General features: G+C 68.4%; 16 protein-coding genes, 1 tRNA gene and 4 pseudogenes. 10 read left to right on the forward strand and 11 right to left on the reverse strand.

What is annotated here, in order from left to right:
• Nucleotides 1–722 precede the first annotated feature (722 nt).
• Nucleotides 723–798, reverse strand: a tRNA-Pro gene (locus OG698_RS10565).
• A 222-nt stretch (nt 799–1,020) separates the two neighbouring features.
• A pseudogene (locus tag OG698_RS10570) lies at nt 1,021–1,419 on the reverse strand (integrase); the annotation flags it as partial.
• 209 nt (nt 1,420–1,628) lie between these two features.
• On the opposite strand from OG698_RS10570, the gene OG698_RS10575 reads away from it, so the two are divergent.
• The 7 genes from OG698_RS10575 (at nt 1,629) to OG698_RS10605 (ending at nt 11,370) form a co-directional block, all read left to right on the forward strand.
• Nucleotides 1,629–2,429 carry an SDR family NAD(P)-dependent oxidoreductase gene (locus tag OG698_RS10575; RefSeq protein ID WP_406102834.1) on the forward strand — a complete coding sequence of 267 codons (801 nt, stop codon included), beginning with the start codon at nt 1,629–1,631 and terminating at the stop codon, nt 2,427–2,429.
• A gap of 269 nt (nt 2,430–2,698) precedes the next feature.
• Nucleotides 2,699–6,433, forward strand: coding sequence for a S8 family peptidase (locus tag OG698_RS10580; protein ID WP_406102835.1), 3,735 nt, complete (start codon nt 2,699–2,701; stop codon nt 6,431–6,433).
• 137 nt (nt 6,434–6,570) lie between these two features.
• Nucleotides 6,571–7,563 carry a helix-turn-helix domain-containing protein gene (locus OG698_RS10585; RefSeq protein ID WP_406102837.1) on the forward strand — a complete coding sequence of 331 codons (993 nt, stop codon included), beginning with the start codon at nt 6,571–6,573 and terminating at the stop codon, nt 7,561–7,563.
• Nucleotides 7,564–8,025: 462 nt separating this feature from the next.
• A complete protein-coding gene (locus tag OG698_RS10590; RefSeq protein WP_406110953.1) occupies nt 8,026–8,418 on the forward strand; it encodes an SMI1/KNR4 family protein in 393 nt (130 codons plus the stop codon).
• A 126-nt stretch (nt 8,419–8,544) separates the two neighbouring features.
• The gene (locus OG698_RS10595; RefSeq protein WP_406102838.1) at nt 8,545–9,198 is read left to right on the forward strand and encodes a helix-turn-helix domain-containing protein; all 654 of its coding nucleotides are present in this window, start codon (nt 8,545–8,547) and stop codon (nt 9,196–9,198) included.
• Between the two features lie 100 nt (nt 9,199–9,298).
• Nucleotides 9,299–9,604 carry an integrase core domain-containing protein gene (locus tag OG698_RS10600; protein WP_406102839.1) on the forward strand — a complete coding sequence of 102 codons (306 nt, stop codon included), beginning with the start codon at nt 9,299–9,301 and terminating at the stop codon, nt 9,602–9,604.
• Nucleotides 9,605–10,146: 542 nt separating this feature from the next.
• Nucleotides 10,147–11,370 (forward strand): PP2C family protein-serine/threonine phosphatase, encoded by a 1,224-nt coding sequence (locus OG698_RS10605; RefSeq protein ID WP_406102840.1) that lies wholly within the window; start codon nt 10,147–10,149, stop codon nt 11,368–11,370.
• A 222-nt stretch (nt 11,371–11,592) separates the two neighbouring features.
• Here the strand turns inward: OG698_RS10605 and OG698_RS10610 are convergent, their stop codons facing one another.
• Nucleotides 11,593–11,904: a hypothetical protein gene (locus tag OG698_RS10610; RefSeq protein ID WP_406102841.1), complete on the reverse strand. Its 312-nt coding sequence runs from the start codon at nt 11,902–11,904 to the stop codon at nt 11,593–11,595.
• A pseudogene (locus OG698_RS10615) lies at nt 11,901–12,742 on the reverse strand (IS5 family transposase). Before OG698_RS10615 ends, OG698_RS10610 begins: the two are co-directional and overlap by 4 nt.
• A 180-nt stretch (nt 12,743–12,922) precedes the next feature.
• On the opposite strand from OG698_RS10615, the gene OG698_RS10620 reads away from it, so the two are divergent.
• The 3 genes and pseudogenes from OG698_RS10620 (at nt 12,923) to OG698_RS10630 (ending at nt 17,689) form a co-directional block, all read left to right on the forward strand.
• Nucleotides 12,923–13,519, forward strand: a complete 597-nt coding sequence (locus OG698_RS10620; RefSeq protein ID WP_406102842.1) for a chloramphenicol phosphotransferase CPT family protein — start codon at nt 12,923–12,925, stop codon at nt 13,517–13,519.
• A gap of 350 nt (nt 13,520–13,869) precedes the next feature.
• Nucleotides 13,870–14,891, forward strand: a pseudogene (locus tag OG698_RS10625) (integrase core domain-containing protein); the annotation flags it as partial.
• Nucleotides 14,892–15,049: 158 nt separating this feature from the next.
• Nucleotides 15,050–17,689 carry a SpoIIE family protein phosphatase gene (locus OG698_RS10630; protein WP_406102844.1) on the forward strand — a complete coding sequence of 880 codons (2,640 nt, stop codon included), beginning with the start codon at nt 15,050–15,052 and terminating at the stop codon, nt 17,687–17,689.
• Nucleotides 17,690–17,910: 221 nt separating this feature from the next.
• On the opposite strand, the pseudogene OG698_RS10635 reads toward OG698_RS10630, so the two are convergent.
• The 7 genes and pseudogenes from OG698_RS10635 to OG698_RS10665 all read right to left on the reverse strand — a co-directional run.
• Nucleotides 17,911–18,006 (reverse strand): annotated as a pseudogene (locus OG698_RS10635) (IS5/IS1182 family transposase); the annotation flags it as partial.
• A gap of 161 nt (nt 18,007–18,167) precedes the next feature.
• A complete protein-coding gene (locus tag OG698_RS10640; protein ID WP_406102846.1) occupies nt 18,168–19,025 on the reverse strand; it encodes an ABC transporter ATP-binding protein in 858 nt (285 codons plus the stop codon).
• Nucleotides 19,022–20,026 carry an ABC transporter ATP-binding protein gene (locus OG698_RS10645; protein ID WP_406102847.1) on the reverse strand — a complete coding sequence of 335 codons (1,005 nt, stop codon included), beginning with the start codon at nt 20,024–20,026 and terminating at the stop codon, nt 19,022–19,024. Before OG698_RS10645 ends, OG698_RS10640 begins: the two co-directional genes overlap by 4 nt.
• Nucleotides 20,026–20,889 (reverse strand): ABC transporter permease, encoded by an 864-nt coding sequence (locus tag OG698_RS10650; protein WP_406102848.1) that lies wholly within the window; start codon nt 20,887–20,889, stop codon nt 20,026–20,028. The genes OG698_RS10645 and OG698_RS10650 overlap by 1 nt, the downstream gene beginning before the upstream one ends.
• Nucleotides 20,886–21,854, reverse strand: a complete 969-nt coding sequence (locus OG698_RS10655; protein ID WP_406102849.1) for an ABC transporter permease — start codon at nt 21,852–21,854, stop codon at nt 20,886–20,888. Before OG698_RS10655 ends, OG698_RS10650 begins: the two co-directional genes overlap by 4 nt.
• Nucleotides 21,851–23,455, reverse strand: coding sequence for an ABC transporter substrate-binding protein (locus OG698_RS10660; RefSeq protein ID WP_406102851.1), 1,605 nt, complete (start codon nt 23,453–23,455; stop codon nt 21,851–21,853). The genes OG698_RS10655 and OG698_RS10660 overlap by 4 nt, the downstream gene beginning before the upstream one ends.
• A gap of 142 nt (nt 23,456–23,597) precedes the next feature.
• On the reverse strand, nt 23,598–25,271 hold the full coding sequence (locus OG698_RS10665; RefSeq protein ID WP_406102852.1) for an amidohydrolase: 1,674 nt from the start codon (nt 25,269–25,271) through the stop codon (nt 23,598–23,600).
• Nucleotides 25,272–25,281 lie beyond the last annotated feature (10 nt).

Genomic DNA, 25,281 nt, shown 5'->3' on the forward strand with positions numbered 1-25,281 from the left:
AGCTCTTGCGTGCCGCGCCATCCGGCCACACCACGTCGACAGTGAGGCCGCGGGCGCGAGCGTCCTCGACGACGTCGGCCGTTCCCCCGGCCCAGAACCAGGTCAGAGCCTCTTCCTACATGCACTGCGTGCACAGGAGATTGCACCAGTCGGTCAGCAAGACTCGCAGGTCGGTGACGTAACCCGACCTCCGCTGACCAGGGCCGGAACTCATCGGCGCTGGCGCCCAACGCATGCCAGCTTCCGCATCACGCGCGCCCGAGAGCGACACACCCTGTTGAGGTTGCGTTCGAATAGCCATCGGGGTGCGAATACCACCCCTACCTGCACCTTTCAAAGCAATAGCAGCTCTCCGACCTCGAAGAAAAGCTCAGATCAAACGCCCAGTTCCGGTGCACCGCATCCGGTCCCCCGTGACATACTCCTCACGCGATTCGCACCCCACGCAGCACCCCCAACGCCCTTGTGAACAAGGGGCGTTCCTCACAGGCGGGAGGGTTGTCCGCATGTCGCGTACTCCGGAACAGATCAAGTCGCCATCCGGCGCAGGGCCATACTTTGAGTTCCGCATCGGTGGGTTCCGCGTCACTGCGGACCGCGTCCCCGTCCGCCTGCTAGCGACAGTGTCTAGCGCTACTTCCGGCTTGATCGCATGGTGGCTCTCGCACTGAGATGGCTCAGCCCCGCTCGCGAGATCTCTCCTCCGTGGCGGGGCTGTGTCGTGGTCGGGACAGGAGGATTCGAACCTCCGGCTCCCCGCTCCCAAAGCGGGTGCTCTGACCGCTGAACTACGTCCCGTTTCCCCGAAGTTCGGGCATACTGGCTTTGGCGACACCTCCTTGTTGATCAGGGGACCTTCGCGCGACGGCTTGCCGTGGCGCGAAGGAATCCCCGTGAAAGGAGGTGTGAAGGTGGAACTCGTCACCTTGGTAGTCGTACTGGCAATCATTCTTGCGGTACGGCAGTAACCCGTCACTGGGCGGCCCTCTCGGGGGCCGCCCTCTTTGCACAGGCGGGAGGAATCGAGCCCTGGATCCGGCGGTGGCCCCAGCGGCTGTTCTCTCGGGCCAACCGCAGGATCAATTGCCTGATGGTGGGCGCGGTGCGGGGTCGGCCCGGGCGGCGACGGGAGGTGAACGTCCACTTCCGGGCGAAGAGTTAGCGGTGCCAGGCCAGCAACGTGGTCGGGGTGACCGCGAAGACCTGGCGCCAGCGCTCCCGCGGGACCAGCCCGGACAGGACCGCCAGCCAGATCCGGTCGGCGGGCTCGTAGCGGACCCGGACGATCTGACGGCGCAGCACCGCGTTCTCGTGCCGCAGTGCCAGCACTTCCGCGTCCTTGGCCATGCGGCTGCGCAGCACCGCAGCAGGCACCGTGATCAGATTCCGGACCAGCGCGGTGACAACCGACAGCGACATCCGCAGATCGAACCAGAGCAGTCGAGCCCGCTTCGCCAGGAACAGCACGTGCAGGCCACAGCCGCGAATCATATTTTCGAGCGGGACAGGCAAAATGCCGAGTTCGCCTCGCACGGCGACCAAGCCGTCGGCTGGGAGAAGTACCGGACATCCTGGCCCGTGCCGCCTCGAGCGCCGCATTCTCCTCACGGGCCCAGACCAAGCGGCTGATGTCCCTCGTGCCGATACGTCTGGCAGCAGCTTGCCGCACCCGTGCACGTAGCCACCAGCTCATCCTCCTGGGCCGTGACCCGCACAAGGGCCAGGCCGCGCTCGCCTCGTTGGGCACCGACGCCGACCGGGCCTCCTTCCTTACCGCCGACCTGTCCACCCACGACGGCGTCCGCGATCCCGCTCAGCGTGTCCTCGACGAGCACGAGCACGACCGCGCCGACGCCCTCGTGCACTCCACCGGGGTATTCACCTCCCAGGAGAGCAGCACCACCGACGGGCTCCACCCGTTCTTCGCGGTCAACTACCTCAGCCGCTACCACCTCACGCAACTCCGGCTGCCCGCCCTGCGCCAGGCCGGGCGACCGGTCGTGGTCATGATGACCGCAGCGGTCCCGCCGACCGACGACACCGACTTCACCAGGTTCCCCGAGTTCGCCCCCTTCGACTTCGGCCACGACCGCAAGCCGATCCAACTCGCCAACGACCACTACGCCGCCCACCTCACCCGAACTGAACCCGGCCTCGCGGCCGCGGTCGTGGACGCGGGCGCCGCCAAGACCGACATCCTGCGCATCGCCCCCTGGTCCATGCGGGCCAGCGCCAAAGTCCTCGGACCGGTCCTCTTCGACTCCGTCGAGACCTCCGCACACAACGTCGTCGAAGCCACCCGGCGCCACGACTGGCAGACACCCCTCTACTGGGGCAACCCCGGCCGCTTCGAGCAGCGAACACTGATCGCCCTCAACACCACCACCCAGCGCCTCATGGACACCTCCCACACCCTCACCGGCGCCTGACACCACACCACCCCAGCCCCAACCCGCGCGCCCACGGCCCTCAACAGGCCGACCTGCGCGCGGGTTTCCCTGTTTCGCCGTCCGAGATTTCACGAACCCGCGCGCTCCCAGAGGCGGAACCAGAGAGGTCACCGGGGATTGAATTTCGGCGTCGTCAAGTGAGTCTTGCCCAGCTTCCAGCCCTTTGCGGCTGGCAAGTCCTTGCCATGGCGTGGACTTGCCGTCATCAGGCCTTCACGTCGGGCGTTACCGGCCGATAGACCCATGGCATGTTCTCCCCCTCTCAGTCTTCCGCCTTCCGGCGTAGACGCTGGCAGCTGCTCTCGGCCGCCACCGTGGTGCCGCTTCTGGCGTCGGGGCTCGCAGTTCTGCAAGCGCCCGCACAAGCCGCTCCGAGCAAGCCCACCGTTCCCGCCAAGCCCTCGGCGACCCACAAGGTCACCCTGGTCACCGGCGACGTCGTCACGGTCACCACGATGGCCGACGGCAAGCAGACCGCCGACGTCGACCGGCCGGACAGCGCCGTGGGCGGTGTAAAGATCCAGGAGGTCAAGGGTGACCTGTTCGTCATCCCGGACGAGGCTGTGCCGCTGCTGGGCACGGACAAGCTGGACCGGCGGCTGTTCAACGTCACCGACCTGATCGAGATGGGCTACGACGACGCGAAGTCGGCCGCGGTGCCGCTCATCGCGGCGTACGCCCAGCCGAAGTCCCGCTCGGCCGTCGAGCCGACGGCCCCCCGGGGCAGCAAGCTGACCCGCAAGCTCAAGGGCATACACGGCGCCGCACTCACCACCGAGAAGCGGCAGGCCCGCACCTTCTGGAGCACCGTCGCGCCGCAGGGCAGCGCGAAGTTGGGCGCGGGTGTGTCGAAGCTGTGGCTCGACGGTCGCGTGAAGGTCAACCTCAAGGACAGCGTGCCGTTGATCGGCGCGCCCGAGGCCTGGGCGGCCGGGTACACCGGCAAGGGCGTCAAGGTCGCGGTGCTCGACACCGGAATCGACGTCAACCACCCCGACTTCGCCGGCTTGATCGACGGCACAACCAGCTTCGTGCCGGGTGAGGCCATCACCGACGTCAACGGGCACGGCACGCATGTGGCCAGCACGATCGTCGGTTCGGGCGCCGCCTCCGGCGGCGACAACAAGGGCGTCGCCCCCGGCGCCGACCTGTTCGTCGGCAAGGTGCTCGGCGGCGCGGAGGGCTACGGCCAGGACTCCTGGGTCATGGCCGGCATGCAGTGGGCCGCCGAATCCGGTGCGGACGTCGTCAACATGAGCCTCGGCGACTCCTACCCGACGGACGGCAGCGACCCGATGTCGCAGACGGTCGACGCGCTGTCCGAGCAGTACGGCACGCTGTTCGTCATCGCCGCCGGCAACGCGGGCCCGGAGAGCATCTCCGCCCCGGGCGCGGCCGCCTCGGCGCTGACCGTGGCCGCCACGGACAAGCAGGACCAGCTCGCGTCGTTCTCGAGCACCGGCCCGCTGGCCGGCTCCGGTGGCATGAAGCCGGACATCGCGGCGCCCGGCGTGGACATTACCGCGGCCCGCTCGCAGGACATGACCGACGGTGGCGAGGGCCTCTACCGCACCCTCAGCGGCACCTCGATGGCCACCCCGCACGTGGTCGGCGCGGCGGCGATCCTGGCCCAGCAGCACCCGGACTGGACCGGCGCACAGCTCAAGGAACACCTGATGAGCACCGCGAAGGGCCTGGACGACGGGTACTCGCCGTATGAGGTCGGCACCGGCCGTGTCGACGTGGCCGCCGCCGTGCGCACCACGGTCCGCGGCACCGGATCGCTCTTCTTCGGCAACTACACATGGCCGCACGAACCGAGCGACGTCGCCGTCAAGAAGGACCTGACCTTCACCAACACAGGTTCGGCCGATGTCACGCTGAACCTGGCGCTGACCGACGACGGCGGCCCGTTCACACTGGGAGCGACCAAGGTGACCGTCCCGGCGGGCGGCACCGCCGCCGTCGCGGTGACCGGTGGCCCGCAAGCCGCCTCGGCCGGCCGGCACGTCGGCTACGTCATAGGCACCGACGCGGCCACCGGGAAGCCGGTGACCCGCACCTCCGTCGCGCTACTCAAGGAGGAGGAGCGCTACGACCTGAACATCAAGCTGGTCGGACGGGACGGCAAGCCCGCCGCCGGCTGGGTCACCGTCAACCTGGCCGGCGACTTCTGGCCGTGGACGGTCTACGTCGACGGCTCGACCACCATGCGCATGGCACCCGGCTTGTACACCGTCGCGGGGTACCTCGACGTGGCCGGCGAGAAGGCGGACCGCTCGGGTCTGGCCGTGCTGGTCGACCCGGAAACCGTGCTCAAGGACCGCTCCATGGACGTGGTGCTGGACGCGAGCAAGGCACGTCTGCTGCAGACCGAGGCGCCGCAGCGCACCGAGGACCGCCAGCGCAAGGTCGACTTCAACGTCCACTACAAGGGGCTCGACCCGTTCACGGACTTCCGCAGCGCGTATGTGCTGCCGCCGACGTACGACGATGTCTACGTCGCCCCGACGGAGCCGATGAAGCAGGGCGAGTTCATGCTGACCACCCGCTGGCGCAAGGGCGAGCCGCAGCTCAGCCTGAGCGCAATGGGCGGTCGGCTCCGCTTCGAGGCACTGGTGCAGGCGGGCAGCACCCTGGACACGGCCACGGACAAGCTGGACGCCGTCTACGCGGGCAACGGCGCGGCGGCCGAATACAAGAAGGTCAAGGCCAAGGGCAAGGTCGTCGTCATCAAGCGCAGCGACGAGGTCTCGCCGCAGGAGCGCGCCGAGGCCGCGGCCGCGGCCGGCGCCAAGGCACTGATCGTGGTCAACGACAGTATCGGTGCCCTGATGGAGGACGTCGGCGAATCGCCCATCCCGGTCGCCACCGTGCACCGCGACGCGGGCAGGACCCTTGTCGCGATGGCCAAGGCCGGCATCCTGAAGCTGACCGCGAAGCAGACCGAGTACACGCCGTTCGTCTACGACCTGACCCGGGACTACCCCGGCCAGGTGCCGAACCGGGCCCTCGTCTACAAGCCGACCAAGGGCGACCTCGCCCGGATCGATGCCCGCTACTACTCGGCCACGGACGGCGGGCTGGCGGAAGGCTACCGGTCCGACTTCACCCTCAGCCCGTCGTTCAACCTCCCCGAGATCGAGTGGCACCCGGGCACCCGCACCGAATGGGTGACCCCGGGCCAGGTCTGGAGGGAGTTCCACACCCAGGGCGTCGACGGAGCGCTCCCGTGGTCAATGGTGTCGGGCGACAACACGTATGCCAAGGGCAGCACCACCCGTCTGGACTGGTTCGCCCCGGCGACCCGGCCCGGCCAGAGCGAGTCCTTCGGTGTGTACAACTCTCGCTGGGGGAACTACATGACCTGGAACGTGCAGGCGTGGGCCTCCGCCAGCGACAACATGCGGCTGGGCGGCTACCTGCCGTGGGGTGAGACGCCGTCCCATCTGCAGATCTTCCAGGGCGACACGCTGATCCAAGACAACCCGGTCAGCGGAGACATGCAGTGGGAGGAGGTCCCGGCGGGCAACCTGCCCTACCGCGCCGTCCTCGACGCGGAGCGGCCCGGTGACGTCTTCCGGCTGTCGACGCGCACCCACACCGAGTGGACGTTCATGTCCGACACCGTCGACTCGGACTCCTTCGAGCCGTTCTCGGTGCTGAACCTGGACTACAAGCTGGAGTCGGACCTGCACGGCGACGTCAAGGCCGATGCGACCCAGAAGATCTCGCTCAAGCCGGTGTCGATGGACCTCGGCACCGTGCCGGGCACCGTCACCAAGGTGAAGCTGGACGTCTCGTACGACGACGGCGCCACTTGGCAGAAGGTGACCCTGGCCAAGGGGGCCCACGGCTACTGGACGGGTTCGTTCAGGACAGCGAAGAAGCGCGGAGGCTTCCTCTCGGTCCGCGCGAGCGCCGGGACGGACAGCGGCTTCAGCGTCAAGAACGAGATCATCCGGGCGTACGGTCTGCGATGAACCGCACTGTCGGGCCCCGGGGAGGCGACTCCCCGGGGCCCTTCCCGTCACACCTGCTCCCAGCAGGAACTATTCAGGGCCTGCCACCATGGCGCATACTCTCCCCGCTGCGGCAAGCGGAAGAGAGTCGGTCGCCGATGCTGGATGTCCTGGGTCTCGACCCCGATGACGAGCGCGTCTACCGGGCGCTGCTCGGACAGCCGAACTCCACTGCGACGCTGCTGTCGGATCTGCTCGTCGTATCGCAGGCCGACGTCGACAAGGTCTTGTCCCGTCTGGTCGAGTGGGGACTGGTGATCGGATCGGCGGATAAGCAGTTCACCGCCGCGCCGCCGGCCATGGCGCTCGGCGCGCTCATCAGCCAGCGCCGAGACGGTCTGCGCATGGCTGAGCAGGCACTGGTGACCTTCGCCGAGGAACACCGGGCGGCGATGACCGGGAACAGCATCAACGATCTGATCGAGGTCGTCACGGGAGTCGACGCCATCCGTCATCGCTTCCTCCAGGTGCAGCAGGCAGCCCGCACGCAGGTCCGCAGCTTCATCACCGCACCGTTCCTCGCCGTGCCGCCCGGCGAGAACACGGCCGAACCCGTGGCCATCGGCCGCGGCGTGCACTTCCGGGTGGTCCTGGACCGGGCCGTGCTGGCAGAGCCCGGCATCATCACCGATGCGATCGATTCACTGCGCAACGGCGTGCAGCTGCGTGTCGCCGACCAACTGCCGATGAAACTCGTGTTGGCCGACGCCGACCTCGGCCTTGTCCCGCTCGCGGTCACACCGGCCGGAGAGCCCGGTGCAGTGCTGCTGCACCGCAGCGGCCTGTTGGATGCTCTGGACGCGCTGTTCGAGACGGTGTGGCGCACCGCCCACCCGCTCGAACTGTCAGGCTCCGGCGGAGAAGCCGAAACCACCGTCGAACTCGGTGCGGAAGGCCCGACCGACCTCGACCGGAGGATCCTCGCCCTACTGCTGGCAGGCCTGACCGATCCGACGGCCGCGACACAACTCGGACTGTCGCCGCGGACGCTGCACCGACGCCTACGCCGCCTCATGGACATAGCCGGTGTCCGGACCCGGATGCAGCTCGGCGGCTACGCCATTCGACACGGGTGGGTGGAGCCACACTGAGCAGGCATGAGGCCGGCTACGGGGCGGCTGGAAACACAGCCGCCTCCTTCCGGTATCGGCCAGACCGGGACCGGCCGCCCAGAGTGTGGATGGCGGTCCATATCTGTCCCATGGCAGTCGTCGCCTCCATTCCCTCCCCCAAGACACTGCCGACAGTGAAGGCCACACGTGCCTCAGACAGGGGGATGACGTCGAACCAGCCGCCCGCCGCTCTTCGCCGTCATCGAGCACTCGACAAGGCGCATCCGGGTCCTGGGCGCCACCGCGCACCCGACCGCGCAGTGATCGTGCAGCTCGGGCGCAGGATGCCGTCGAGCGGGCGAGGGTCTAGGTGCCCGCTCTGCCTGATGCCGACGATAGCCTGGGGGAACTAGTTTCAACCCTGGCATCAGGTGACGGACAGGAAATGGAGAACAGGCCGTGGTGTAGCGTGAACTGGCCTCTGAATTCCCGGATGTTGAGCTGCAAGACCCAGTCGCTCCCGACGCTCTGGCAGCTGTCGAGGAACAGCTCGGCCAGCCGCTTCCCGAAGCTCTGCACCAATTGCTGCTGGAGACCGATGGGATCGAGACGGACTGCGGAACCGAGGTGGCCTGGACGGCCAATAAGATCCTCGAAGAGAACCGCTCTGTTCGCAGCAATGAACAGTTCCGCAGTCTCTACATGCCGTTCGACGCTTTGATGTTCTTCGGAGACAACGGCGGCGGCGACCAGTTCGCGTTCGTGCGTACCCCGGACCGTGACGACGTCTTCGTCTGGGACCACGAAACCGACAGTCGTATCTGGGTCGCATCGTCGTTGGAGCAATACCTGCGCAGCGCACTCGGGAGCGACGGAGACGACTGGTACCGGTAGGGACGTCGCAGACGGGTATCGCGAATCCTTGGCGGTCCTGTCCCGCTCGGAAATACGATTCCGGCTCTGGCCTGCAGCTTCTCCAAGCGGGGCAACAGCCTCAATGGCGCCTGGGATCATGCTTCGATGTCGCTGTCGATCGTCACCACGCTGGTCCGGAATCTGATCAAGGTGCCCTCTGCCGTACTCCGCAGCCGCGTGGCCAAGGACGCAGAGGTCCTCGCGTTACGGCACGAGAACGCGGTGCTGCGCCGTCAGATCGCCCGCGTCCGCTACGAGCCCGCAGACCGGATCTGGCTCGCCACGCTCTCGCGGTTCGTCCCGCGCGAGCGCCGGCGCCAAACCTTCACGGTCACCCCCACCACACTCCTGACCTGGCACCGCCAACTCATCGCCAAGAGACGGACGTTCACGCCTCACCGCCGCCCCGGCAGACCCTCCACCGCACCCGCCGTCAAGCAGCTCATCCTGCGCCTGGCCCAGGAGAACAGCAGCTGGGGCCACCGCCGGATACAGGGCGAACTCGCCCGCCTCGGCTACCCGATCGCCCCGTCCACAGTCTGGGAAATCCTCCACGCAGCCGGCATCGACCCCGCCACGCAACGCTCCGGCCCCACCTGGCGGCAGTTTCTGACCGCCCAGGCCCACGGCATCATCGCCGGCGACTTCCTGCACCTGGACACCATCTCGCTCAAGCGCCTGTACACCCTGACCTTCATCGAACACCGCACCCGCCGCGTCCACCTCGCCGGCGTCACCGCCCACCCCACCACCGCGTGAACCGTCCAGGAGGCCAGGAACCTTGCCATGCCGCAGGGGCGCCGGATGGACTCGCTGCGCTTCCTCCTCCGGGACCGGGACAGCAAGTACACCCGTTCCTTTGACGCCGTCCTCGAGGCCGACAACGTGGAGATCCTGCTCAGCCCACCCTTGGCGCCCAGAGCGAACGCCATCTTGCGAGAGAGTCGTAAGTACCCAGCGCCGCGAGGCCCTCGACCACATGCTGATCTACAACGAAACCCACGCCCAAGCAGCACTCACCGACTACATCCAGCACTACAACGGGCACCGACCCCACCAATCCCGGGCGCAGCTACCCCCGGCCAGCGACGAACCGCCCAACGGGGCCACCGTCACCGACCTCCAGGAGCACCGGTCCGGCGACGACCCGTCCTGGGCGGCCTGATCAACGAGTACCTCCGCGCCGCCTGACCGGACCCCATCACCACATCGTGGCCCTGGTCGCCTGCAATCACGTCGCCCCGCCCTCGGACGCCCCCAGCCTGCGGCATGATGATCACGCGTGCTGCTGCGTCTCGCCTATCTGACCGTCAGGAACGCCTTCGCCGCGCTGCGTCTGCTGCCGATGTCCGATCGGGACAAGGACGCGGAGATCCTGATCCTGCGCCACCAGATCGCCCTCCTCGAACCACAACTCGGCACCGAGAAAGCCAGATTCACGCACGGGACCCCGGCGGGCGCCAGAGACGGTGAAACCGCTCCGGACTGTTTCCCACCGGGCTCCCTTTCGGCGGTCCGGACTCCGGCGCGGGATCGTTCGAGGCTGCCACCGGAGGGCGCCTCCTCTCCCCGGCGGCGGTCCTCAGCTCAGCGTGGGCCCGACATGCCGCGCATTGGCGTAATGAGCTGCTCCGGCGGCTTGCCAGGTCATTTTGTGCGGAGACGTGACCAGCATGCACGGGCAGGAGTGAAGGGGCGAACCGGATCATGGACGAGGAGAGCGTGGACCGGTCGGAGGGTTTCGGCGAGCGGCTGCTCGGCCTGCTGCTGGACCGGGCGCGGCTGTTGCCCCCGCAGCTGATCGCCCCACTCATCGCGGAGGAAGTGGCCGGGATCGGCGGCCGTGACGTCTCCATCCTGCTCCAGGACTATGCGCAGGAGCTGCTGGTGCCTCTTCCGGGCAGGAAGCTGCACGTAGGCCAGCCCGAGCCGATGGCAGACTCCCCCGCCGGCCAGGCCTTCCTGAGCGCGGACGTCGTCGAAGTGCCGCAAGTCCACGGCGTCCGGATGTACCTGCCGCTGCTGGACGGCAGCGACCAGGTAGGTGTGATGGCCCTGACCCTGGACACGGTCGGCGACGACGACCGGCGCCTGCTGCGCCGGCTCGCCGGCCTGGCGGCCGACATACTGGTCACCAAGAACGCCTACACCGACCAGTTCTTCCTGGCCCGGCGCAGAGAGCCGATAAGCCTGTCCGCGGAGATCCAGTGGGGCCTGCTGCCGCCGCTGACGATGTCCGTGCCGCAGGTCGCCGTCGCCGGCATCCTGGAGCCCGCCTACCGCGTCGCCGGTGACAGCTTCGACTACGCCCTCAACGACAACATCCTGCATGCGGCCGTGATCGACGCGATGGGCCACGGCCTGGACGCAGCCGCGATGGCGACCATCGCCATCGGCGCCTACCGGCATGCCCGGCGCGTGTTCATCAGCCTGGCCGAGAAGTACGCGTTCATGGACGACGCCATTACTCAGCAGTTCGGCCCGGACCACTTCGTCACGGCGCAGCTGATGCACGTGAACATCGCCACCGGTGAGATGGAACTGGTCAACGCGGGACACCCCGCGCCCCTGCTGATCCGCGACGGCAGGGTCGTGCGGCAGCTGGAGAGCGCCACGACGCTGCCCATCGGCTTCGGCGGTGAGGAGCCCCGGATCAGAGAGCACACGCTCCAGCCAGGCGACCGGGTCCTGTGCTACACCGACGGCATCATCGAAGAACACGTAGCCAGCAGGGAACTGTTCGGAGAGCAACGCCTCATCCGTTGCGTCAACCGCCTGGGCGAAGAACCGTCGAAGGGCATGCGGGCAGACCTGCTCCGCCTCTCCCACACGCTGAAGAGGGAACGAGGCGGGCGCACCAGCGACGACGCCACCCTTTTCATGATCGAATGGCACGGAGGCGCCGCCGACCACCTCGCCGTTCTTGACTGAACGCCTCGACGTCAACCGAGTCCGAACTGGACAGCACCGCCCACTCAGACGGTCGACGGTGGTGCCATCCCAGGCGCGCAGCCGTACGGGCAGCGGGCCTGCGAGAACGTCCTCCAAGAGTGTGGCGAGCCTCTGGGCAGGCGAGATCATTCGGCTGCTCAGTTCTCTGCCGTCCCGGCGGCAGTTTCATGTGCGTGTTCAGAGGTGCGACATATGAGGGCGTTAAGTCCGTTTCTGGTAGCGGGCTCGTCCGGGTTGATTGAGGAAGCCTTGTCGGGTGAGGCGTCCGAAGCGGCTGCGGGTGACGTTCATGCACGGCTCGTCGGTGGGCATGCCGAGGAGTTCGTGCAGGTCACGGACCCTGAATGCCTGGTTGGGGTGCTGGCTTTCGATGGTGGCCAGGTCCGCAAGGCGCGCTTCGTTCTCGGTGAGGGCGGCGGTCAAGTCCTCGATTTGACCGCGAAGTTCACCGGCCCGGGCCGTGGCCTCGTCGTGGCGGGCCCGGAGATCGGTCAGGAACTCGGTGATGTTCACGCTGCCGGCCGGAGGTCGCGCCAGGTGGGGGTGGGCGTGGTGAGGCGGCGGGCCATGTTTGCGGCGGAGGCCCAATAGACGCGCGAGGCGGAGGTGTCGGGCCGGTGGTCGTACTCGCTGGCCAGACGCCGATCCAGCATCAACGTGCCGTTGACTCCCACCGCTTCGGCTGCGGGACAAAGCCCTTGCCCTGATCGTCCGTGTTGCGGCGGACGACCTCGACGTTGATGTCCAACAGGGCGCCGTGGATGATGACTTCGTCCTTGAAGCCCTGGTCCACCAGTGCCTTCTCCAGGCGCATCCCGCACCGCTCAGCCGCCAGGTCGAGCAGAGCCGTGCCAGCTGCGTTGTCATAGGCCGAGGCGGCCAGGACGACGACTCCGGTGATCAGGCCCAACACATCTACGGCCAATCCCCGCTTGCGCCCCGACACCTTCTTGTTCGCATCCAGTCCCGTCGTTGCCTTCGGAACATCCGCGGCCGCGCGCACGGACTGGGTGTCGGTGATCACAAGGGACGGGTCCTCCAATCGGCGGGCCTTCTCCCTGACTTGGCAGCGCAGGAGTTCCTGGATCCGCTGGCCAAGCCCGTCCTCGCGCCACAACCCGAAGTAGTAGAACACCGCCCACCAGGCCGGGAGATCATGGGGCAGGTAGCGCCACTGACAGCCCGTCCGGTTCTGGTAGAAGATCGCGTTCACAACCTCCCGGAGATCACAGGTCCCGGGGTCCTTGGCCGCCGACCGCTCCACCCGCGCCTGCTTCCACGCCGTGATCATCGGCTCGATCAACACCCACCGCTCATCCGATAAGTCGCTGGGATACGGCTCTCGTTCCATGCCTCGCATCTCAACATGGACATGTCGAGCGATCGGTCCGTACGACGATCAGCACCTCGAACGGGTGATCACTAACCGAGGGAGAAGGGATTTAACGCCTTCTTGCGGATCTTGGTGGTGGTGGGCAGCTCGGACCTGCTCCGAGCGCCCTGCGAGGCGGCGCCATGTGATCATGTCCGCATGGCAGCTGGTCGGATCGTCTTCCTCAACGGCACGTCGAGTTCAGGGAAGTCGAGCATCGCCCGGGAGTTGCTCGACATCCTGGACGACGGTGTCTTCTTCCATTTGGCGGTCGATGGCTTCAATGCGATGCGCACAATGCGGGACCTCACACAGGAGGACCTCGACACCGCTCTGCGCCGGACAAGGATGGGCTTCCATCGCTCGATCGCGGCCATGGTCGAGGTGGGCAACGATGTCGTCGTCGACCATGTGCTCAGCGAGCCGTGGCGGCTGATCGACTGCCTGACCCTGCTGCGCCCGGCGGATGTGCTGTTCGTCGGCGTCCGCTGCTCACTGGACGAACTGACCCGCCGCGAAGAGGTGCGTGGCGATCGCCCTTCAGGTCTTGCGGCTCTGCAGTATGACCTGGTCCATCGGCATGGCGACTACGACGTCGAATGCGATACCGGCACGGCGAGCCCACGCGAATGCGCCGAGCTGATCAAGGAATTTCTCCCGCGTCGGCCGACGCCCACCGCCTTCACCCGTCTCCGTGCACGATATCTGGGGGTCGACCACGAACTCCCTACGACGGGACACATGCGATCGACGTAGGGAGTGGGGGCGTGTCATGCCCACCACATGAAGATGCCTGCCAGGCGTAGGCCGGCAAGGCCGCTACCAGAAACGGACTTAACGCCCTCTCAAGGGCCTGATCCACGAATACCACCACGCCGCCTGACCGAACGACATCAGAACAGGTCACAGCCTGAATCGTATTTTCGAGGGGCACAACGCCTGCAAGGATGACCGCCAGCTCAGGGTTGTCCAACGGCGGCATCGGCGCTTGCCGGACATCGGATTCCCTGCTGCCTTCCTCGAAGGACTGGAGGCTCTCCACCAACCGGCCCGCGACCACGGCCGGATCGAAGTACCGCCACGTCGACCTGATACGGCTCCCGCCGATGGGCGACCGCGACAAGGACGCCGAAATCTTGGCACTGCGCCATCAACTGGCCGTGCTGCAGCGGCAGATCGACAAGCCGAAGCTCACCTGGCCCGACCGCGCACCGCTCGCCGCGCTTCTGCACCCCCCGAGTACAACTTCATCGACTCCAGCTGATCGTCTCCCCCGACACGCTGCCGCATTGGCACCGCGACCTGCTCCGCCGCCGCCACACCAAGGCCTCACGCCCCAAGCATCCCGGTCGACCGCGCACCGTACGTTCCATCCGCGACTTGGTACTCCGGCTCGCACGGGAGGACTCGATCTGGGGGGGGTAACGGCGCATCCACGGCGAACTCGCCACTCTCGGCATCAAGGTCGCCGCCTCCACCGTGTGGAACATCCTCAAGGAACACGGCATCGACCCCACGCCCGAGCGCAACCGCACCACCTGGGCGGCATTCCTCCGTTCTCAAGCACAGACCATCCTCGCCGCCGACTTCTTCGAGGCCAAGACCCTGACCGGGACGACCCTGCACGTCCTCGCCTGATCGAGCACGCCACCCGGCGCGTGCGAATCCGCGGCGCGACCGCGCACCCGACCGCGGCCTGGGTCACCCAACTCGCCCGCAACACGGTCATGGACCTTCAAGACACGGGCGCCAAGGCGAAGTTCTTGATCCGGGACCGGGACCTTCACTACCCGGCCACCTTCGACGCCATCCTGCAGGCGGAGATATCGAGGTCGTACAGACCGGCGTCCGGACGCCGCGCATGAACGCGATCATGGAGCGATGGGTGCGAACCTGCCGGACCGAGGTCCTCGACCGCACCCAAATATGGAACAAGGCCCATCTACTCCACGCCCAGCGCGAGTACGAGCAGTTCTACAACCAGCGTCACCCCCACCGGACTCTCGCAAGCACCGCGCCACTCTGTCCCCTGCCCGAACCGATCAGCGAACCCGACCGGCTCACCCACCTCGAGGTCCATCGACGCGATCGCCTCGGCGGCATCCTGCACCAGTACCAACATGCGGCATCACCAGCCCGGACGTGGTTCTTGGCACTTACAGCGCCACGGAAAGCCGCGCACCAAGGAAGCCGACGGAGAATCATCCGGCCGATTTCCCCTGGCAGGCCCCGGTCGCATACGGAGACAATGCGGTCACGAGGCTTGCGATGAGGAGTTGCATCGGTGTGAGGATCCGCGGTAGCCGTGCCACGTCCGACGCGCCGCTCGCACTCGATTCGGGCGCGGGAAGGAAAGGGCTCAAGGCCGGTGCCCTGGGGATGGTCTCCTCCGTAGCCATCGGCGTGGCCTCCACCGCCCCGGCCTACAGCCTCGCGGCCACGCTCGGCCTCATCGTGGCCGCCGTCGGCCTTCAGGCCCCGGTAATCACGGTGCTGGCCTTCATCCCCATGCTGCTGATCGCGTACGCCTACAAGGAACTCAACGCGAGCAACGCCGACTGCGGGACCACCTTCACCTGGGCGACCCGCGCCTTCGGCCCGCGCACCGGCTGGATGGGCGGCTGGGGCATCATCGTCGCCGACATCCTCGTCATGACGAACCTCGCCGAGATCGCCGGCATCTACGGCTTCCGGCTCCTGGGATACCACTCACTCGCGAACAACAGGCTGTGGACCACCGTCGCGGGCATCGTCTGGATCATCGTGATGACCGCGATCTGCTTCGTCGGCATCGAGGTCTCGGCCGCCGTCCAGCGCTGGCTGCTGTTCATCGAGATGGCCGTACTGGTCCTGTTCGCCGTCACCGCTCTGGTGAAGGTCTACACGGGCAACCCCAGGACGGCGATCCACGTCTCACCCTCCTGGTTCAACCCACTCCACGTGCCCTCGACCGAAGCACTGACCGCGGGCCTCCTCGCCGCCGTCTTCATCTATTGGGGCTGGGACACCGCCGTCACGGTCAACGAGGAGACCGCCGACAGCACGCGCATCCCCGGGCGAGCCGCGGTCATCTCCACCGTGCTGCTGCTGATCACCTACGCCCTCGTCGCCACCTCGGCGCAGGCATTCGCCGGAGTCGACAGCGCGGGAATCGGGCTGGGCAACAGGGACAACGCGGGCGATGTGCTCTCCGGACTGGGCAGCGCCGTCTTCGGCAGCCACGGCCCGGGGCTCTTCCTCTCCAAGCTGCTGATCCTCATGGTGCTGACCTCCGCGGCCGCATCCGCCCAGACCACCATCCTGCCCATGGCCCGGACCGTCTTCTCCATGGCCGCGCACAAGGCCCTCCCCTCACGATTCGCCCGCGTGCACCGCAGATTCCTCACCCCGACCTGGTCGACCGTCGGCATGGGCCTGGCCTCCATTGCGCTATTCGTCCTGCTCGCGGCGATCAGTCGCGACGTCCTGGCCGACTCCATCGAGTCAGTCGGCCTCGCGATCGCGTTCTACTACGGCCTCACCGGCTTCGCCTGCGTCTGGTACTACCGCAAGGTGCTCACCCGCAGCTCCGGGGACTTCCTGTTCAAGGGCCTGCTGCCGGGGCTGGGCGGGCTGCTGATGCTCTTCCTCTTCTGCTACGCCGCGTTCGACGTCTACGCGGACCCCCACTATGGCGCGACCTCCATCGACCTGCCGCTCGTCGGACGGACGGGCGGGGTGACCGTCGTGGGCCTGGGAGCCCTGATGCTCGGCGTCGTGCTGATGCTGGTCGTCACACGCGAGCACACCGCGGCCCTCAGACTCCAGCGAAGCCTGCTGCCCCACAGGCTGGCGCCGCAGACCGCCGTCGAGCCGGCGAGCCGTTACGTACCAGCGGACAGCCGGTCCGGGGTGGGCGGCGACTGGTTCGACGTCATCCCGCTGTCGGGCACGCGCGTCGGCCTGGTGGTCGGGGAGGTGATCGGCCACGGACTGCTCGCCGCCGCCACCATGGGACGCCTGCGCACCGGCGTACGCGTCCTCGCCCGGCTGGACCTCGCTCCGGACGAGCTCCTCGCACGCCTGGACGACCTGGTCGGACAGACCGCCAAAGAGCGCGCGGCCGCTCACGGCCCGGGCGGCGCGAGGCCCCAAGGGGACGAAGCCCTGGGGGTGGCCTGCCTGTACGCGGTGTACGACCCGGTGTCCGGACAGTGCAGCATGGCGCGCGCCGGCCACTCGCTGGCCGCGGTCCTCGAGCCGGACAGCGGCGTCGCCGACTACCCGGAGCTCCCACCGGGCCCGCCCCTGGGAGTGGGCGGTCTGCCGTACCAGAGCATGGATCTCCAGCTGGCCCCGGACAGCCTCATCGCCCTCTTCACCGACGGCCTCGTCCAGGCCACCGGAGACCTCGACGCCGGGCTCCGTCTGCTCGCCGAAACCCTCGCCCAGTACCGGCGGCGCCCCCTGGAAGAGCTCTGCGACCGCGCCGTCGCGACGCTGCTGCCGGGGCCGGCAAACGACGACGCGGCCCTGCTGCTCGTACGCACCCGGATGCTCGGCGAGCACCAGGTAGCCGTGTGGGAGTGGGCCGCGGACCCGGCGCAGGTCGGCGACGCCCGCACCGCGGCCACGGGGCAACTCGGCTCATGGGGACTGGACGACCTGGCGTTCACCACCGAACTCGTCGTCAGCGAACTCGTCACCAACGCCATCCGCCATGCCGGCGGGCCGGTCAAGGTGCGGCTCATCCGCGAGCAAACCCTCATCTGCGAGGTCTCCGACACCGGACACACCTCGCCCCATCTGCGGCACGCCGCCCTCGACGAGGAGGGCGGCCGCGGTCTCTTCATCATCGCTCAGTTGGCCCAGCAGTGGGGAACGCGCTACACGCCCACCGGCAAGACCATCTGGGTCGAGCAGGCCCTGCCGACCGGGGAGGTCTGACGAAGCGTCCGTGGAGACCTTGTGAGTGCCGATCATTACGTCCGGGCAGATCAGGCCGCGTGCGTGTACTCGTGAAGGATGCCGCCGAGTCGGTCACGCCGATGGACGTCCAGCCGGTCGAGTGGGCCCGGTTCGGTGATCAGTTCGGGAACTCGCCGCAAAGGCGCCGCGCTGTGCAGGGTGCGGTGAGGCCGATGCCGGTTGTAGAACGATTTGAACTCACGGAGCAACTGCCAACATCCGCCCCGCCCAAGGTTCTTGGGCAGACGCGGTTCGATTCGAGCCCACTCGTCATCAGAAAGATCACCCCGCCCCACACCGGACAGAACGACCGTCCAACAGGCGGTTACCCGACCCATCGGACAGGCCCTAGGCCCATCCCGTCAACCACTGCTGCCTGTGCATCACGGAGGTGATCCGAGAAGCCGGACTGGCCCGACAGAGGAATCTCGTCCGATGGCCGAGCCCGGCGGGGCCGTCAACCGCCGCCTCCCGCCGACAGCGGATCGAGCTCCCTGCGCCGTCGGCTGATGGAGTCGGGGTCCCAGTCCGGCCGGGGGACGGACGCCAGCAGCAGCTGCGTGTACGGGTGTCCGGGGTCTGCGAGCAACTCCGCGACGGGGCGGTGTTCCATGGTGCGGCCCCGGTACAGGACGACCGCCTCGTCGCACACGTACCGCACGACGGCCAGGTCGTGACTGACGAAGACCAGGCCGATGCCGGTGTCTCGGCGGATGTCCGACAGCAGGTTGAGCACCTGCGCCTGAACGGACACGTCGAGCGCCGACACCGCCTCGTCGAGTACGAGAACGACAGGTTCGACCGCCAACGCCCGGGCTATGGCGGCTCGTTGACGCTGCCCGCCAGAGAGCCTGCGAGGCAGCGCCGCCGCCTCGCGATCACCGAGGCCAACCTGGGCGAGGAGTTCCCGCACCCGGGCGGCCCGGGCCGTGGGGTCAGCGAGACCGTGCAGGCGCAGCACTCCGTCGAGGGTCGCGCCGATGCTGATCCGCCCGTCCAGCGAGAGGTAGGGGTCCTGGAAGACGATCTGCACCGCCTTGGCGCGGGCGAGGCGGGCCGCCCGGCCGCGTACGGTGGCGGCCAGGGGTTCGCCCTGGACGAGGATCTGTCCGGCATCGGGGCGTTCGAGGCCGATCAGCATCCGGGCCGTGGTCGTCTTGCCGGAGCCCGACTCCCCCACGATGCCGAGAGCGCCGCCGGCCCGCAGAGAGAACGACAGGTCGTCGACGGCGACGACCTCCGTCCTACCCGTTCGGTAGGTCTTGCGCAGACCGCTGACCTGAAGCAGCGTGCGAGCATCAGTTCCGGTGATCAACTGTCCTCCATCCCATCTGAATTGGTCGCCGAGGGGGCCAGCTCGTCCGCGAGGTGGCAGGCGACCAGGGCCACGCCGCTGCGCTCCAGCGGCGGCGGTGACTGGTCGCAGACACCGGGCCGGGCGAAGCGGCAACGGGCCGCGAACGAGCAGCCGGGCGCTGAGTCGAGCAGCCCCATCGGCGAGCCGGGAATCGGGGTGAGCCGGGCCGGTGGCCCCTCCGGCGCCTGAAGCGGTGGCGACGAGCCGAGCAGGCCTGCGGTGTACGGGTGTTGGGGCGTCGCGAAGAGCTCGGCGGTGGGCGCCGTCTCGACGATCCGGCCCGCGTACATCACGTAGATCCGGTCGCAGGCGGCGGCCGCGAGTTCGATGTCATGCGTGATGAGGAGCAGGCCCAGGCCGCGTTCGCGCTGCAGCCGCCCGAGGATGGCCATGATCTCGGCCTGGGTGGAGACGTCGAGCGCGGTAGTGGGTTCGTCGCACAGCAGCAACCGGGGTTCGGCGGTGAGCGCCGAGGCGATCATGACGCGTTGCAGCATGCCGCCGGAGAGTTCGTGCGGGTACTGCCGCAGGTGCCGGGCCGGGTCGGGGAGGCCGACCGCGCCGAGCAGTTCGGCGGCACGGGCGCGCGCGCGGTCCTTGGCCCAGCCGTGGCTGACGCGCAGCGACTCGGTGAGGAAGTCGCCGATTCGGCGCACCGGGTTGATGCCCGCCCGGGGGTCCTGGAAGATCATCGTGGCCGTGCCGGTGCGGACAGCCCGCAGGTCCGCGGCGTCAGCCCCGACCAACGCCCTTCCGTCGACCCGGACTTGACCCTTTACACTCGCCCCCGCCGGGAACAGGCCCAGCGCGGAGCGGGCCGTGACCGACTTCCCGGAGCCGGACTCGCCGACCAGCGCGACGACTTCACCTGCGGACACCGTCAGGTCGATGCCGTCGAGGACAGGACGGGCCATGCCGGGCAGGTTGATGCTCAGCTTCTCGTATTCAAGGAGCGCCATCAGGACTCCCTCCCCGCGAGCCGGTCGCCGAAGTTCTCCCCGACGACGTTGAAGGCGACGACCACGACCACCACGGCGACCGCGGGCACGACCGCGGACAGCGGCCGGCCTTGCAGCACGGCGGCCTGCGACTGGTTGATCATGGCTCCCCAGTCGGGGGTCGGCGGCTGGACGCCGAGGCCGAGGAAGGACAGCGCGGCGAGGTCGAGCAGCGCGTAGCCGAAGTTGACGGTGGACTGGGCGAGCACGGTCGGGCCGATGTTGGGGAGCAGCCTGCGGACCGCGACGTACAGCGGGGAGTGTCCTTGTACACGGTAGGCCGCGATGTACGGTCTGGCCTGCTCCTGGAGCGCGAGGCCGCGTACCAGTCGTGCGGTGTACGGCATGTAGGCCACGGACATGGCGATCACCGGGGCCGTCATGCCTTTGCCGAAGACCGCCACCGCGAGGATCGCGACGAGGAGGGCCGGGAAGGCGAAGATGACGTCGAGCAGCCTTCCTATGACTGTGTCGATCCAGCCGCCACGCCACGCCGAGAACAGGCCCACCGCGATCCCGGTCACCGTCGAGAACAGGACCACCAGCATCGGTCCGACCAGGCTCGTCCGGCTGCCTTCGATCAGGGCGGAGAACGTGTCGTGGCCGCCCTGGTCGGTGCCCAGCCAGTGGTCGGTGCTCGGGCCGACGAGGCCCGCGCCCAGTTCTCCGAACGTCGGGTCCTGCGGCACGAGCCACGGCGCGAACACCGAGACGAGGACGAAGAGGACGAGAAGTCCCAGGCACAGGTTCTGGAGCCAACCACCGCCCAGGGCACGCAACTTGGCGACCGGGCCGCGCAGCGCTCCTGCCGCCGGGGCGCTCATCGTGCGCTCCCCGCTGCCGCCACCCGCGGATCGATCATCGGATGCACCAGGTCGACCAGGAAGTTGACCACGACGAACGCGGCCACCACGAGCAGCACGATCGCTTGCACCACCTGGAAGTCCATCTGGTTGACCGACGTCACCAGCAGCGATCCCACGCCCGACATGCCGAACGCGGTCTCCACGATGGAGGTGCTCACCAGCATGCCGGAGATGAGGAGTGCGGAGACGGTGACGATCGGGCCGAGGGCGTTGCGCAGCACGTGGCGGCGGATGACCGTCCACCGCGGGGTGCCGCGGCTCACCGCGACTTCGACGTGCTCACGGCCCAGCTCCTCCAGCATCGACGAGCGGGTCACCCGCGTGACCATCGCCATGAATGTGACCGACAGGGCGATCGCCGGGAGCACGACGTGGTGCAGCCGGTCGAGGACGCCCGTGCCGTTGCCGATGGTCGGGAACCAGCCCAGCTTCACACCGAACAGCGAGCGCAGCAGCAGCGCGGCGACGAACGCCGGGGCGGCGGCCCCGACCGTCACCAGGAGCATCAGCACGGAGTCGGTGCGCGAGCCGCGGCGCAGCGCGCCGACCATGCCCGCCGCGACGCCGACCACCGCGATCAGCAGGGCCGAGGCCGCGATCAGCAGCATCGTGGCCGGCAGCCGCGACCAGATGACCGAGCTGACGTCCTGGTGGAAGACGTAGGAGCGGCCGAAGTCTCCGTGCAGCACGCCGCTCAGCCAGTCCCAGTACCGGACGAGGAACGGCTCGTCGAAGCCGTACCGGTGGCGGATCTGGGCGAGTTCCTCGGGGCCGGCGCTGCGGCCGCGCACCAGGAAGCTCGCCGGGTCGCCGGGCGCCAGGTACAGCGAGGAGAACACCAGGAACGAGGTGACCAGCAAGGTCGCCGCCATCCCGGCCAGTCGGCGCGCGACCCCGAGCGCCCGTGTGGTCGTACGGCTCACTTCTTGGCCCCGATCTCGGCCGCCCACGGGTAGTAGAGGTAGGCGACGGACGGCTGCACGCCGGTGATGCGGTTGCCGAGGAAGACGCTCGTGGGCTGCGTGTACAGGGGCAGCCAGGGGAGCTCACGCAGGGCGATCTTCTGCGCCTTCGCGCTGGCCTGGGCGCGCGCTGCCGGGTCATAGGTGCCGGCGGCGTCCTCGACCGCCTTGTCGAACTCCCTGTCCGACCAGCCGCCGTAGTTGGTGAACATGCCGGTTTCCAGGGAGCCGTACACATCCAGCGGATCGGTGATCGAGGTGTACCAGAACGTCAGGAAGAGGTCGATGCCCTTGCGGGCGGCGGCGTCGGTGAAGAGCGTCGAGTACTTCTCCGGGGAGAGCGTCTCGATCTCGGGGTCGAGTCCGATGGCCTTGGCGGCCTGCTCGACGGCCTGCGCGATGATCGTCGTCTGCGAGTCGAGCGGGCTGGTCGCGATGACGATCCGCTGCCCCTTCACGCCGGCCTTCTCCGCGATGGTCTTGGCCTTGGCCGGGTCGTACGGGTAGTGCGGTACGTCCTTGATGATGGCCCTGCGGCTCGCGGCGGGTGACTGGTTCCACATGTTGTCGGTGACCAGGGAGTCGGTGACCTCTCCGACCCCGCCCGCGCCGGCCTTGACGATGCCCTTGCGGTCGATGGCCATGAGCAGGGCCTTGCGCACCTCGGTGTCGCCGAGAGGGCCCTTGAGGTTGCTGACGATCTCTTCGGCGACGGTGCTGTTGACGCCGTAGTAGAGCTTGCCCGCGGTGGACTTTCCGAGCTGGTCGTAGGCGTCGGCGGGGACCATCCAGCCACCGTCCACCTCACCGCTCTGGAAGGCGTTGACGCGGGTCGTCGGGTCGCTCAGGAACACGAACTTGACCTGGCCCGCCTTGGCCTTGAGCTTGCTGTTCCAGTACCCGTCGAACTTCTTCAGGGTGAGCGACTGCCCCGACGCCCAGGTCCCGAACGCGAACGGGCCCGTGCAGTTCACGCCGCCCTTGGGGCTGCCGTAGTCCTTGCCCGCCTTGGCGAGGGTCTTCGCCGCCTCGATGGTTCCTGAACTGGTGGCCATCTCCTGGTTGAAGACCGCGTCCGGCTTCTTCAGCTTGACGGTGACTTCCAGCGGCCCGGTCGCGTCGATCGACTTCACGTTGCGGAACGTGTTCTCCCAGGCGCTGCCCACGGCGGGGTCCATGTGGCGGCGCAGCGAGGCGACGACGTCGTGCGCGGTGAGCACCGTCCCGTCGTGGAAGTGCACGTCTGGGCGGATCTTGTAGACCCAGGTGGTGGGCGTCGGATTGCCGTACGAGGACGCCAGGTTCGGCGACGTGGTCAGGTCCGGGTTCCAGCGCAGCAGACTCTCGCAGACGTTGGCGAGGATCTGGTTCGGCGGGTAGTCGTACGCGTAGACGTAGTCGAGCGAGGACGGCTCGGCGTAGATCGACCAGGTGAAGGAGCCGATGTCGCCCGCGGCGGCGGGCGTCTGCTTCGTGAGCTTGTACGCGGTGCCGCCGCCGGCGCCCTTGTCCGGGTGCGCCGTGCCACTGCACGCGCTGGTGACGAGCAGTGCGCTCGCCACGAGGAGAGTCCCCGCTGCGCGCCGCACCCCCCGTGTCCGTATGGGTCGTCTCCGTATCAGCCGTCTCGGTCCTGCGCTGTCTGAGGGCATCGCCTGTCTCCGTCCGGGTGGGCTCGATGAAGTGCCTGAGGGGTTACGTGCGTCAGTCGTGCGCGGTGAAGACGGGTCGGCCCTCGACATAGGTCCGGCGCACCCGGACGTCGGCGATCTCCTCGGCGGGCCGCGTGAACGGGTCGCGGTCCAGGACGGTGAGATCCGCGTACTTGCCCTCCTCGACCGTGCCGGTCACGTCGTCGAGGTGGTTCACCCAGGCGGTGCCGGCGGTGTACGCGGCCAGCGCCTCGGCCAGGCTCAGGGCCTGCTCGGGATGGAACGGCGGGTACGTCGCGCCCTCGGGGAGCTCCTCGGCGGGGGCGGCACGGTTGACCGCGACGTGGATGCCCCACAGGGGGTTGGGGCTGCTCACCGACCAGTCGCTGCCCGCGACGAGGCGGGCCCCGGCTCGGCTCAGGTCCCCGAACGGGTACTGCTGTGCGGCCCGTTCGGCGCCCAGGAACGGGATCGTCAGCTCGTCCATCTGCGGTTCGTGCGCGGCCCACAGCGCCTGGATGTTCGCGGCGACGCCCAGCTCCGCGAAGCGCGCGATGTCGTCGGGGTGGACGACCTGGAGGTGCGCCATGTGGTGGCGGTGGTCGTTGGCACCGTTGGCTGCGCGGGCCGCACCGAGGGCGTCGAGGGCCTCGCGTACGGCACGGTCGCCCAGCGCGTGGAAGTGGACCTGGAAGCCGGAGCGGTCGAGCGCGCACACCGCCTCGCGCAGCAGCCCGGGCTCGACAAAACTCAGGCCGGAGTTGCCGGTCGGGCAGCCACAGCCGTCGAGATACGGCTCCAGCATCCCGGCGGTGAAGTTCTCCGCGACGCCGTCCTGCATGATCTTGACGCTGGTGGCGCGGAACCGGCCGGCCTGCCCGATACGGCGGCGCTCCTCCAGCTCGGGGATCTGCTCCAGTCCGCGCTCACGGTCCCACCACAGGGCTCCGACGACCCGGGCGAGCAGGGTGCCCTCACGGGCCGCGCGCAGGTACACGGGCAGGTTGTCCGGGTAGCCGTGGAAGGAGCCGATCATGGCGTCCTGCCACCCGGTCACCCCGAGGGAGAACAGGTAGTCCTGCGCGGCGAGCAGCCCGGCGTACGTCTCCTCCTCGGTCGCGACCGGAACATGACGGGCCACCAGCTCGACTGCGCCCTCGTGCAGGGTGCCGGCCGGGGTGCCGTCCGCCTCCCGCTCGATCCGGCCGTCCGCCGGGTCGGGAGTGGCGCGGTCGACCCCGGCGAGCTCCAGCGCACGGGAGTTGGCCCAGGCGCCGTGGCCGTCGCGGTTGGTGAGCAGCACGGGCCGGTCCGGCACCACCGCGTCGAGCATGCCGCGCGTCGGCGTACCACCGGGGAAGCTGTCCATCGACCAGCCGCCACCACGGATCCAGACCGCGTCCGGGTGCTCCTTGGCGTACTGGGCGACGACCGCAAGGCAGCCCTCGACGGTGAACTCCTCGCTCTGGTCGCAGCCGAGCATCTGGGTCCCGCCCATCACAGGGTGGACATGCGAGTCCTGGAACCCGGGGACGAGCAGCCCGCCCTCCAGGTCGACGACCTCCGTTCCGGCCCCGGCCAGCGCGCGCACCGTACCCGCGTCGGCGACGGCGACGATCCGGCCGCCCGCGACGGCAACGGCGGCGTCCACCGGGAGGAGGCCCGTGCCCGTGAAGACCCGGCCCCCTACGAAGACGGTGTCGGCCCGTCGGGTGCTGTGCGCCATCAACTCAACC

Origin of the sequence: Streptomyces sp. NBC_01003 (assembly GCF_045162695.1) — a bacterium.
Lineage (GTDB): Bacteria > Actinomycetota > Actinomycetes > Streptomycetales > Streptomycetaceae > Streptomyces.